The organism is Salmonella sp. 32020114201800008SM (assembly GCF_017572025.1).
Lineage (GTDB): Bacteria > Pseudomonadota > Gammaproteobacteria > Enterobacterales > Enterobacteriaceae > Salmonella > Salmonella enterica.
This window is the reverse complement of record NZ_JAGEQM010000002.1, coordinates 90711-103255: the sequence shown is the minus strand read 5'-3', so window position 1 is coordinate 103255 and position 12545 is coordinate 90711. Positions and strand designations below refer to the sequence as shown.

The window sequence follows — 12545 nt, the reverse complement described above, 5'->3', positions numbered from 1 at the left end:
TGATGGCGCGCAGCTTTAAGGCCTACAAGACTTCTGTAGGCCGGATAAAGCGCTTGCGCTGTCATCCGGCAAATTTGTCACATGTGAGGTTATTGGCTTAACAGACCGTTTTTACGCGCCTGATCTTCCCACTGCGGTACGACCGTTTTCAGGAAGTCCTGCTTCTCCGCGTTGATTTGTTGCATATTCAAACCAATCGCTTTCTGCGCCTTCTCTTTCGTCGAAATATCCGGCAGCGGAATTTCATGGGTAATGCCTTTGGTCGCCAACAGTCGCGCCAGTTTAGTACGGGCATCCGCGGCTTTATCCATCGCACTGCCTAACATCCGTAGACCTTCTTCCGGGGCATGCATATGAATACCGTGTGACGCAATCGCCAGATCCCAGCGCCACTGCGCGTGGCGAATATCGTTCAGAATCGGTTTCATTTCCGCGTCTGTCGCCCCCGCATCCCATGCGGCTTTCGCTTCGAAGTGCGCATGTACCAGCTGATCTTCAACCTTGATTTTCAGGTCATGAATCGCCTGTTTACGCTCGGCGACCACTTTTTGCAGGGACGCTTTGTCCTGGGTGTGGCAGTTGGCGCAGGTTTGCGCGAAATTGTCGAACGGGTTGCCGATTTTATGGTCGGTGTAGAGCTTGCCTTCGGCGTTCTGTACTTTCGGCATGTGACAGTCGATACAGGTCACGTTGTTCTTACCGTGAATGCCCGCGCTCCAGGTTTCATATTCCGGGTGCTGCGCTTTGAGCATTGGGGTTTTCGACAGCGAGTTAGTCCAGTCAGAGAAGGCGATGGCGTCGTAGTATTGCTCCATATTTTCGACCTTCATGCCCTCATCCCACGGGAACTTAACGGCTTTGTTTTTACCGTCAAAGTAGTACTCCACGTGGCACTGGCCGCAAACCATCGATTGCTGATCAAACCGTCCTGCTTTATCAAACGGTTTGCCGATAGCCTCCATCGCCCGTTCAGCATAGGGGCGCGACAACGTTAACGCTGGCTTCCCCTGGGCGAAATCGTCCGACGCGGTGTTATGACAGTCGGCACAGCCCAAATCGTTGACAATTTCCGGGCCGCCGCGCGCCCATTTGCCATGGAAGTAGCCGTCTTCGCCTTCTTGTTGGATAAGGCGCGCGACATCAGGGCTTTTACAGCTCCAGCAGGCCATCGGCAACGGGCCGTCTTCCGCCGTTTTTGGCGCGCCGGTACGCAGCGTTTCGCGCACGTCAGTTACCGCATACGCGTGGCCGCGTGGTTTGTTGTAGTCACGGGAGAAGGGATAGCCCGCCCACAGGATCACCAGACGAGGGTCTTCCGCCAGCGCATCTTCACGGGCAGACTGTTCTGACGTCGCTTTCCATGACTGATATTGGTCGGGGTGTTGAGGCGCGAACGTTTCATTTTTCGCTTCAACAGTAACGGTTTTTGCGGATTCAGGCGTTTGCTCAGCGTAAACAGAGGTAATGAAGAAAAAAGGAAATATAAGGCTGAAGAAACGGCGTGCGCGTAGTGTTTTCCTTGCCATAGAGGTCTCATCCAGATTGCGCCATTATCTTTAATGGCGATTTTTTATCGTTTTCCATAACAGCAACCGCACAAATACTGTTATTACATTGATCTCCTCTATGTGTAACAAATAACCACACTTAAAATGTTGTCTTTAATCAATTGTAAGTGTATGTAAAATACCACTTTAGAGTTAGTAACCTGGACAAAACTCCCTCTCTTTTCTGATTTCCGGACACGGATCACTTTTTTAAAAAATTTCATATAACGTCATGTTATCCCGAAAATTTATCTAATTTTGCGGGACACAATCAAAAAATAGATTGCTGCTTATTTGCACAGTTCCCTTTTTGCGTGATCTGTCGCCCAAATACTAAACAAAACTTATTAAGACCCTACATTTAACGTTTATGCGACATATTATTAACATCCTACAAGGAGAACAACAGCATGAGCCAAACACATAAACACGCCATTCCCGCCAACATTGCGGATCGTTGCCTGATAAATCCAGAGCAGTATGAGACTAAATATAAACAGTCTATTAACGACCCCGATACGTTTTGGGGCGAACAGGGAAAAATTCTCGATTGGATCACGCCGTACCAAAAAGTGAAAAACACCTCCTTTGCGCCAGGCAATGTGTCGATTAAATGGTACGAGGACGGCACGCTGAATCTGGCGGCGAACTGTCTTGACCGCCATTTGCAGGAAAATGGCGATCGCACCGCCATTATCTGGGAAGGCGATGACGCGTCGCAGAGTAAACATATCTCTTATCGCGAACTGCATCGCGATGTCTGCCGTTTCGCGAATACGCTGCTGGATCTGGGCATTAAAAAAGGCGATGTGGTAGCGATTTATATGCCGATGGTGCCGGAAGCGGCGGTGGCAATGTTGGCCTGCGCCCGCATCGGCGCGGTGCATTCGGTGATCTTCGGGGGCTTCTCGCCGGAAGCCGTCGCCGGACGCATTATCGACTCCAGCTCGCGGCTGGTGATCACCGCTGACGAAGGTGTACGCGCCGGACGTAGTATCCCGCTGAAAAAGAATGTCGATGACGCGCTGAAAAACCCGAATGTCACTAGCGTTGAGCATGTGATCGTCCTGAAGCGCACCGGCAGCGACATTGACTGGCAAGAAGGCCGCGACCTGTGGTGGCGCGATTTGATTGAAAAAGCCAGCCCTGAGCACCAGCCTGAAGCGATGAATGCCGAAGATCCGCTGTTTATCCTTTATACCTCCGGCTCCACCGGCAAGCCGAAAGGCGTGCTGCACACCACCGGCGGCTATCTGGTCTACGCCGCGACCACTTTTAAGTATGTCTTTGATTATCACCCTGGCGATATTTACTGGTGTACCGCCGATGTAGGTTGGGTGACGGGGCACAGCTATCTGTTGTATGGCCCGCTGGCCTGCGGCGCGACCACCTTAATGTTTGAAGGCGTGCCGAATTGGCCAACGCCCGCTCGCATGTGCCAGGTGGTCGACAAACACCAGGTCAACATTCTCTATACCGCCCCGACGGCCATCCGCGCGCTGATGGCGGAAGGCGATAAAGCCATTGAAGGCACCGACCGTTCTTCACTGCGCATTCTGGGTTCCGTCGGCGAGCCGATCAATCCCGAAGCGTGGGAATGGTACTGGAAGAAGATCGGCAAGGAAAAATGTCCGGTCGTCGACACCTGGTGGCAGACTGAAACAGGCGGTTTTATGATCACGCCGCTACCAGGCGCTATCGAACTGAAAGCCGGTTCCGCCACCCGTCCTTTCTTTGGCGTACAGCCTGCGCTGGTGGATAACGAAGGCCATCCGCAAGAAGGCGCGACGGAAGGCAATCTGGTCATCACCGATTCCTGGCCGGGCCAGGCGCGCACTCTGTTCGGCGATCATGAACGTTTTGAGCAGACCTATTTCTCTACCTTTAAGAATATGTATTTCAGCGGCGACGGCGCTCGTCGCGATGAAGACGGCTATTACTGGATCACCGGTCGCGTGGATGACGTGTTAAACGTCTCCGGCCACCGTCTGGGTACGGCGGAAATCGAATCGGCGCTGGTGGCGCATCCGAAGATCGCCGAAGCGGCGGTGGTGGGTATTCCACACGCTATCAAAGGCCAGGCGATTTACGCTTATGTGACGCTCAACCACGGCGAGGAGCCGTCGCCAGAACTGTACGCGGAGGTGCGCAACTGGGTACGTAAAGAGATTGGCCCACTGGCGACGCCGGACGTGCTGCACTGGACCGACTCACTGCCAAAAACCCGTTCCGGCAAAATTATGCGCCGCATTTTGCGCAAAATCGCGGCGGGCGATACCAGCAATCTGGGCGATACCTCGACTCTCGCCGATCCTGGCGTGGTGGAGAAACTGCTCGAAGAGAAGCAGGCCATCGCGATGCCGTCATAACCATAAATGCCGGATGGCAACGCGAACGCGTTTTATCCGGCCTACGACCCTACCCCTGCCCTCTCTCAAACCGGGAGAGGGAAATATAAAAAACCCTCCCCCAAAGGATTTCGTGTTACAGGAAGGCGGCAAGCGAGCACACCCTCAGCAGCATAGTTCACTATGTGGCTGGGGCGCGCGAGTGCGGCCAACGCGCCTGTAGCGCGAAAGACGCAGGGGGACCTCTGGAGAGCTCTGTGATGAATGACCAAATTTATCAGCGGATAGAAGACAGTGCGCGTTTCAGGGAATTAGTTGAAAAACGGCAACGGTTTGCCACGATTCTGTCGGTTATCATGCTGGCGGTTTATATCAGCTTTATTTTACTGATCGCCTTCGCGCCTGGCTGGCTGGGCACGCCTCTACATGCGGGAACCAGCGTCACCCGAGGAATTCCCATTGGCGTCGGGGTGATTGTGATTTCTTTTGTGTTGACCGGAATTTATATCTGGCGGGCGAACGGCGAATTCGATCGTCTTAATAACGCCGTACTGCATGAGGTGAAAGCATTATGAAGAGAGTTCTGACGGCGCTTGCCGCCGCACTCCCCTTCGCCGCTCATGCGGCGGATGCCATTAGCGGCGCGGTTGAACGCCAGCCCACCAACTGGCAGGCGATTATCATGTTTTTGATTTTCGTCGTGTTTACGCTCGGTATTACCTACTGGGCCTCTAAACGCGTACGTTCCCGTAGCGACTACTACACCGCTGGCGGCAATATCACCGGATTCCAGAACGGCCTGGCGATTGCCGGCGACTATATGTCCGCCGCGTCATTTCTCGGCATTTCCGCGCTGGTGTTTACCTCCGGTTATGACGGTCTGATCTATTCGCTGGGCTTCCTTGTCGGCTGGCCAATCATCCTGTTTTTGATTGCCGAGCGCCTGCGTAATCTGGGACGTTATACTTTTGCTGACGTTGCCTCTTATCGCCTGAAACAGGGGCCAATCCGTATTCTTTCGGCCTGTGGCTCCCTGGTAGTGGTGGCGCTTTATCTCATCGCCCAAATGGTCGGCGCCGGTAAACTGATTGAACTGCTGTTCGGCCTCAACTATCACATCGCCGTAGTGCTGGTCGGCGTGCTGATGATGATGTACGTGCTGTTCGGCGGGATGCTGGCGACAACGTGGGTGCAAATTATCAAAGCCGTCCTGTTGCTGTTTGGCGCCAGTTTTATGGCCTTTATGGTGATGAAACACGTCGGCTTTAGCTTCAATAATCTGTTTACCGAAGCCATGGCGGTACACCCGAAAGGCACGGCGATTATGAGCCCAGGAGGGTTGGTGCAAGATCCGATTTCGGCGTTGTCGTTGGGTCTGGGACTGATGTTCGGCACCGCCGGCTTGCCGCATATTCTGATGCGTTTCTTTACGGTCAGCGATGCCCGCGAAGCGCGCAAGAGCGTGTTCTACGCCACCGGTTTTATGGGCTATTTCTACATTCTGACCTTTATTATCGGCTTCGGCGCTATCATGCTGGTGGGGGCGAATCCCGCCTATAAAGATGCCGCGGGCGCGCTGATTGGCGGCAATAACATGGCGGCGGTACATCTGGCCAACGCGGTAGGCGGTAACCTGTTCCTCGGCTTTATTTCGGCAGTGGCGTTTGCCACCATTCTGGCAGTGGTCGCCGGTCTGACGCTGGCGGGCGCATCGGCGGTGTCGCATGATTTGTACGCTAACGTGTTCCGCAAAGGCGCAACCGAACGTGAAGAGCTGAAGGTGTCGAAAATCACCGTCCTGGTGCTGGGCGTGATCGCCATTATCCTCGGCGTCCTGTTTGAAAATCAAAACATCGCCTTTATGGTGGGCCTGGCGTTTGCTATCGCCGCGAGCTGCAACTTCCCCATCATTCTGCTTTCCATGTACTGGTCAAAACTGACCACGCGCGGCGCTATGCTGGGCGGCTGGTTAGGTTTACTGACAGCGGTGGTGCTGATGATTCTTGGCCCTACCATTTGGGTGCAGATCCTCGGCCACGAAAAAGCAATCTTCCCGTATGAGTATCCGGCGCTGTTCTCTATCAGCGTGGCGTTCCTGGGGATCTGGTTCTTCTCGGCCACCGATAACTCGGCAGAAGGCAACCGTGAACGTGAGCAGTTCCGCGCTCAGTTTATTCGCTCCCAAACGGGATTCGGCGTACAACAAGGGCGGGCGCATTAATCTTACCGTTTCCTCCGGCCCTGTGGGTCGGAGGAAAATCAGAACATCACCCTCGCCACCAGCGGAGCAGCCAACACCATCACCACGCCGGACAGCATCATTACCAGACTGGCGACGACGCCCTCCTGCTGACCAAGTTCATAGGAACGCGCCGTGCCCGCCCCATGTGACGCCGCGCCGAATCCTGCCCCTTTTGCCATGCCTTCCCGGATAGAGAGACGCAAAAATAGCGCGTCGCCGACCGCCATGCCAAACACGCCAGTGACGACCACGAACAGCGCCACCAGATCCGGCTGCCCGCCCAGGGGTTCTGCCGCCGCCAGCGCAAACGGCGTGGTAACGGAACGTACCGCCAGACTACGCTGAATCTCATCCGATAACGTGAACAGACGCGCCAGCCAAACGGAACTGGTGACCGCCACCACCGTCGCCGTCACTACGCCCGCGGTGAGCGACATCCAGTGACGTTTGATAATCGCGAGGTTATCGTACACCGGCACCGCAAAGGCAATGGTCGCCGGGCCGAGCAGCCACAATAGCCAGTGCGATTCACCAATGTAGTTTTGCCAGGAGATATGACCGAACACCAGCATTAACACCAGCAGTGCCGGCGTCAACACTAATGGCATCAACGGCAGTTTGCGAAAACGGCGATACAGGCGCTTATTGGCGAAGTAAATTCCCAGCGTAATCACCAGGCACAGTACGCTTAACTGAACGTTATTCACGGTTTAGCCTACTCATCTCATAGCGATACACTTTATCCACCACCCACGCCGTCGCGCCGAGTACCATTAAGGTACTGATCGCTATCACCGAGAAAATGCGCCAGCCGTCCACCAGTAACAGATGGGCATAGTTCACTACCGCCACGACGGCGGGAACAAAGAATAACAGCATCTCCGCCAGCAGCCAGCGTGCGCCTGCGCGTACCCAGCTAAGCGGAATAATCCGGCAAACGATCAGCGCCAACATAAGCACCATGCCGACCAGATTCGCGGGCAACGGCAGGTGCAGCCAGGAGACAAGATATTGGGAAAAAATGAATAAACCTGCATAGAGCAGTACCTGAACCGGTACCTGGAGTCGTTGCACAACGGCAGGCGTAACGCGGCTTATCGCCACAGCCATGAGGGAATGTCCTGAAAAATAATACGGAGCGCCAGTATAGAGAACCTCCGTCACGGGCAGAAATGAATTAAAATCATTGCAGGCATAGTCGGAAGGAATAATCATGGATATCAGAACGCTGCGTTATTTTGTCGAGGTGGTGCGCCAGCAAAGTTTCACCCGCGCAGCGGAGAAGTTATTTGTCACCCAGCCCACCATTAGCAAGATGCTGAAAAATCTTGAAGATGAGCTTAACTGTACGCTACTGATCCGCGACGGACGTAAGTTATTGCTGACCGATACCGGACGCGTGGTGTTTGAACGCGGTCTGGCGATCCTCGCTGAGTTTCGCCAGTTAGAGGCTGAGTTGAGCGATATTAACCATCTCAATAAGGGCGTGCTGCGGCTGGGTATTCCCCCGATGGTCGGCATGTTGATGGCCGGGCCAATCAGTTTGTTTCGACAACGCTACCCTGGCGTTGAACTCAAAATTTCGGAGTTTGGCGGCCTGACGGTACAGCAGGCGGTAATGAATGGCGAGCTGGATGTTGCGATGACCGCGCTCCCGGTGGAAGAAGCGAGCGGGCTGACGACGTTATCGCTGTTCAGCCATCCGCTGTGCGTGCTGGTTCCCCGTTCCGGTCAGTGGACAACCGGCGACTCCATCGCGCCTGAAGCTCTGGCGGAGCATCCTCTTCTTATCTATAACGAAGACTTTGCCCTGAGCCGCCAGTTGATGACCTTATTTAGCCAGCATGACGTAAAACCACGGATTGCCGTGCGCAGCGGGCAATGGGATTTTCTCGCCGCCATGGTGCAAGCGGGCGTCGGCATCGCCATTTTGCCGGAGCCAATTTGTCAGCGTCTGGATAAGGCCACGCTGCGCTGGCTACCGCTGGAAAGCGATCTCCGCTGGCAGTTGGGCATGATTTGGCGAGAGGGCGTGTATCTGTCGCACAGCGCTCGGGCATGGTTAACCTGTTGCGAAGGGTTTTGGCTGAAACAACCGTAAGCCATGGGTTAAAACCCTTGCCGGATGGCGGCGCAAGCACCTTATCCGGCCTACTTGTAGGCCCGGTAAGCATGGCGCCACCGGGCCACAAGGACTACTGATTTTCTATCAGTAGCGCTTCCATCAAATCCAGGTCGTGCAGCAGCTTTTGCAATGTTTCATTGCTGATTTCTCGCGTGGCGCGCAGATGATACAACTCGGCGCGTTCGGAACGCAGCGCCGCCAGACGGAAACGTCGCTCCAGGTTTTCTTCCTGTATGGAGCTTTCGACATCATTTCGCCCATCGGCACGGCGACGCAAGTTACCAATGACACGCGAGCTTACTTCAGTAAGCAACTGATTATCGATGTTTTCTTCGGTATCCGCCGCCAAACGCTCTTCCATTTTCTGAATGGCAACAATCGCCACTTCCGCCGTCGCCGCACGGGCGATACGCTCCTCTTTCAACTGTTGCGCATGATCGGCGACTTCCAGATGTTGCAACAGCAGCGGCAGCATGATCACGCCGACAAATAACGAGAACAGAATGACGCCAGCCGCCAGGAATACCAGTTCATAACGCGCCGGAAATCCGCTGCCATCCGGCAAAAGTAACGGTATAGAGAGCACACCAGCCAGGGTGATCGCCCCACGAACGCCAGCGAAGGAAGCAATCAGAATTTCACGCGACGTCCAGCTGGCGAACTCCATCGGTTTCTTCTTCAAAAAGCGCAGGCTGAACTTTTTCATGGTCCACAGCCAGCCGAAGCGAACCAGCATCAATGCCGCATAAATCAGCACGATATCGGTAAAGAGCATCCAGGTTTCGACATTCGGGTCAGCTTCCGCCGCCGCCAGCGAAGATTCCAGAATACCCGGCAATTGCAGTCCCAACAGCAGAAAGACCATACCGTTAAAGACAAACTCCAGCATCGCCCAGGTACTGTTCGCGCGCAAACGCATTGCCAGCGGCGCGCGGCGCATTACGCCAGAACGGGTGATGGTCATCCCGGCGGCAACCGCGGCCAGGATGCCTGAGACGCCAATATGTTCGGCAATCAGGTAAGACGCGAAGGGCAGCAGAAACAGCAGGACGATTTGCGTCGCGGGTTCATCGCCGCCCCAGCGGCTCAAAAAACGCAACGAGCGGCCATACAGCCAACTGACCACAAAACCCGCCAGAATACCGCCGATAGCGACCTTAAAAAACTCCAGCGTCGCGCCGCCGACGGTAAAGACCATCGTCCCCATCGCCACCGCAACGGCGAATTTCAGCGATACCAGACCGGAGGCGTCGTTCATTAACGCCTCTCCCTGCAGAATGCCCATGATTTTTTTCGGGATACGCCCCTCGCCCACAATTCCGGAGAGCGCTACCGCATCGGTCGGCGACAGCACGGCGGCCAGCGCAAAGGCGGGGATCAGCGGAATGCCGGGCACCAGCCAATAAATCAGGAAGCCGATTCCCACGACCGTTACCAGGACCAGCGCCAGCGCCAGCCCGAAAATCTCTCGTCCATGCTCAAGAAATTCACGGGTCGGCGTCTTCCAGCCATCCGCAAACAGCAGCGGCGGAATAAACAGCACCAGGAAGAGTTCCGGGTCGAATTCCACATGCAAACCAAACGTCGGCCACGCCAACAGCGCGCCAACGGCGATCTGCATAAGGGGTAAAGGAAGCTGGAAGGGTAATACACGCGTAAATACCCCCGACAGCGAGACCACAAGGGTCATGATGAGTATTGTGAAGAAAATTTCCATGCGTTCCCTGTTTGCGATGTTTTTTATGATGGAGAGAGGCATCATGCCTCGGTTTCACCTTCTTCAGATTAACGCAAAAGGTAACGTGATGTGTCCTGAAAATGAAAACGGGCGACCAACGCCGCCCGTTTTTCAGAATGAAGGCAGAACTAGATAGCCCAGCCGCCGGCATAAAAAGCGACCAGCGCGACCGCAATGACGACAGTTCCGATATTCAGCTTACGCCATTCACCGGAAACCAGACGCCCGACGACCAGCGTGGCAAAGCCAATCATAATCCCGGTGACGATGTTACAGGTCAGTACAATAAATACAGCCGTTACCAGCCCCGCCATCGCATCGACGAAATCAGCAAAATCGATTTTCGCCACGTTACTCAGCATCAGCAGACCGACATACATGAGCGCCGGGGCGGTTGCGTAGACGGGAACGAGATAAGAGAGCGGCGAAAGAAACAGGATCAGCAAAAACAGCACGCCCACGGTAATCGCCGTCAGGCCCGTTTTACCGCCCGCCGCCGTACCGGCCGCAGACTCGATATACACCGCGGCTGGCGCCGCCCCGACCAGGCCGGAGAAAACGCTACTCAGGGAGTCGGTGGTTAGCGCTTTGCCGCCATCGATAATTTGTCCGTCTTTGTCCAGCAGATTAGCCTGCCCTGCGACCGCACGAATCGTGCCGGTCGCATCAAACACCGCCGTCATCACCAGCGCCAGTACGCTTGGCAGAACGACAGGGTTTAACGCGCCCATAATATCCAGGCTGCCGATCAGCGAGTTGCCGTTTTCATCGCTCAACGAAGGCATGGCGAAAATGCCGGAAAAATGGACGTTAGGATCGAAGAGCAAACCCACAATAGAAATGCCAATAATGGTCAACAGAATGCCGCCGGGGACTTTCAGCTTTTCCAGACCGAGAATAACAGCCAGCCCTACAAGCGACATAATCACCGGGAAGGTGTCGAAATCGCCCAGCGCGACCGGCAGGCCATCCAGCGGGTTTTTAATGACCAGGCCGACGCCGTTGGCGGCAATCAGCAACAAAAACAGGCCAATACCGATACCGGTTCCGTGGGCCACGCCCTGTGGCAAGTTACGCAAAATCCAGCTACGAATGCCGGTGGCGGAGATAACGGTAAACAGTACGCCCATCAGGAATACGGCGCCAAGCGCGACCGGGACGCTAATATGCTGCCCCAGGACCAGGCTAAACGCGGTAAACGCCGTCAACGAGATAGCACAACCGATAGCCAGCGGCAGATTCGCCCAAAGCCCCATAACAATAGAGCCGACGCCTGCGACCAGGCAGGTCGCTACAAAGACGGCAGCAGGCGGGAACCCGGCTTTACCCAGCATCCCTGGCACCACGATGACGGAGTAAACCATCGCGAGAAACGTGGTTAAGCCAGCAACGACTTCCTGGCGAACGGTGCTCCCGCGTTGTGAAATTTTAAACCAGGCGTCGAGTGAACCGCCGGTACGCGCTGAAGGCGTAGACATAGAAAACATCCCCTGAGAATTTATTATTCGTCGGTATACGTGGGAGGTAATCCACTAACAGCGCAACGTTATCTCCTTGTGCTACATTTACGACAACCGGGGCGCCGCAAAAAAGCAAACGTTTAGCTCCACGTATACAAAACGGGTGGCAAAAAAAAGCAAACGATTATCCAGCGATCATCAACGCTTTTTCAACTGAACTTTGCCGCTTTTTATGCTTTTCTGCTTAGTATGCTCAATAAATCGCCAGACGATGCGCAAACGTTATCGTCCCTGCGCAATCCAGCAACAATTTTTCGCATCGCTGTTAGCAAATACGTTGCGCAATCTGCTCACAAAAACGCCATTATCCGCCAGGAATGGTAAACGGACCGCCCTGCTGAATCGCTCGTTGCCAGGCTGGACGCATTTCTACCCGCGCTTTCCATGCGTTGATATGGTCGAGATGAGCGATCCCGCCTCGGGCAAGCAGCGCAAATAGCGGGAAGCTCATCTGGATATCCGCCATACTTAACTGCTCTCCGGCAAACCAGGGGTGATTTGCCAGATGCCCGTCAATAAAGCGCGCATGGGTTTCCAGTTGCGGATTGAGGTACGCTTTTTGCGCGCCCTTACCGATCACGCCGCCCAACGTTCGCAGGCCCAATGGTACCGGCGGTTTACCCAGAGAGGTAAAGAGCAGTCTCATCAATAGCAAGGGCATGAGCGAACCTTCAGCGTAATGTAGCCAGAATCGATAGTGTTGTTTCCCCTGCGCATCCGCAGGTTTAAAGCGTCCGATACTGTCGTAAGTGTCCTGCAAATATTCCAGGATGGCGCCCGATTCCGCAATAACCATACCGTGATCTTCGATAACCGGAGACTTGCCCAGCGGATGCACTTTTTTCAATGCCGGCGGCGCCAGCATGGTCTTTTCACGCTGGTAACGCACAATCTGGTAAGGCAACGCCAGCTCTTCCAGCGCCCAGAGGATGCGCTGCGAACGAGACTGATTTAAATGGTGCACCGTCAGCATGGCTGTCTCCTGTAAGGTATGCCAACTAACTATAGAAAATTATGGCAGTTGC

At 54.6% G+C, this 12545-nt stretch carries 10 protein-coding genes; 4 read left to right on the top strand and 6 right to left on the bottom strand.

The genetic code is table 11. The annotated features are described in order from the left end of the window. Positions 1-89: 89 nt before the first annotated feature. Positions 90-1526 (bottom strand): ammonia-forming nitrite reductase cytochrome c552 subunit, encoded by a 1437-nt coding sequence (gene nrfA, locus J4613_RS06475; protein WP_000101775.1) that lies wholly within the window; start codon positions 1524-1526, stop codon positions 90-92. 431 nt (positions 1527-1957) lie between these two features. Between nrfA and acs the strand changes: the two genes are divergently transcribed. The 3 genes from acs (at position 1958) to actP (ending at position 6116) form a co-directional block, all read left to right on the top strand. After that, the gene (acs, locus tag J4613_RS06470; RefSeq protein WP_000083877.1) at positions 1958-3916 is read left to right on the top strand and encodes an acetate--CoA ligase; all 1959 of its coding nucleotides are present in this window, start codon (positions 1958-1960) and stop codon (positions 3914-3916) included. Positions 3917-4155: 239 nt separating this feature from the next. Next, complete coding sequence (locus tag J4613_RS06465) at positions 4156-4470, top strand: DUF485 domain-containing protein (protein ID WP_000999620.1); 315 nt, start codon at positions 4156-4158, stop codon at positions 4468-4470. Beyond that, positions 4467-6116: a cation/acetate symporter ActP gene (gene actP / locus J4613_RS06460; protein WP_000832536.1), complete on the top strand. Its 1650-nt coding sequence runs from the start codon at positions 4467-4469 to the stop codon at positions 6114-6116. Before J4613_RS06465 ends, actP begins: the two co-directional genes overlap by 4 nt. 38 nt (positions 6117-6154) lie before the next feature. On the opposite strand, the gene J4613_RS06455 is transcribed toward actP, so the two are convergent. Both J4613_RS06455 and J4613_RS06450 read right to left on the bottom strand, forming a co-directional pair. Continuing rightward, entirely contained in the window at positions 6155-6844 is a 690-nt protein-coding gene (locus tag J4613_RS06455; protein WP_001067096.1) for an LrgB family protein, read from the bottom strand. Next, positions 6837-7247 (bottom strand): CidA/LrgA family protein, encoded by a 411-nt coding sequence (locus tag J4613_RS06450; protein WP_000257347.1) that lies wholly within the window; start codon positions 7245-7247, stop codon positions 6837-6839. The genes J4613_RS06455 and J4613_RS06450 overlap by 8 nt, the downstream gene beginning before the upstream one ends. Before the next feature lie 103 nt (positions 7248-7350). Between J4613_RS06450 and J4613_RS06445 the strand changes: the two genes are divergently transcribed. Further along, complete coding sequence (locus J4613_RS06445) at positions 7351-8238, top strand: LysR family transcriptional regulator (RefSeq protein WP_000354963.1); 888 nt, start codon at positions 7351-7353, stop codon at positions 8236-8238. A 94-nt stretch (positions 8239-8332) separates the two neighbouring features. Here J4613_RS06445 and J4613_RS06440 read toward each other — a convergent pair whose 3' ends face one another. The 3 genes from J4613_RS06440 to J4613_RS06430 form a co-directional block, all read right to left on the bottom strand. Then, on the bottom strand, positions 8333-9979 hold the full coding sequence (locus tag J4613_RS06440) for a Na+/H+ antiporter (protein WP_001536604.1): 1647 nt from the start codon (positions 9977-9979) through the stop codon (positions 8333-8335). Between the two features lie 149 nt (positions 9980-10128). Beyond that, positions 10129-11478, bottom strand: a complete 1350-nt coding sequence (ghxP, locus tag J4613_RS06435; RefSeq protein WP_000106907.1) for a guanine/hypoxanthine transporter GhxP — start codon at positions 11476-11478, stop codon at positions 10129-10131. A gap of 346 nt (positions 11479-11824) precedes the next feature. Beyond that, positions 11825-12493, bottom strand: a complete 669-nt coding sequence (locus J4613_RS06430) for a glutathione S-transferase (RefSeq protein ID WP_000958575.1) — start codon at positions 12491-12493, stop codon at positions 11825-11827. Positions 12494-12545: the final 52 nt, after the last annotated feature.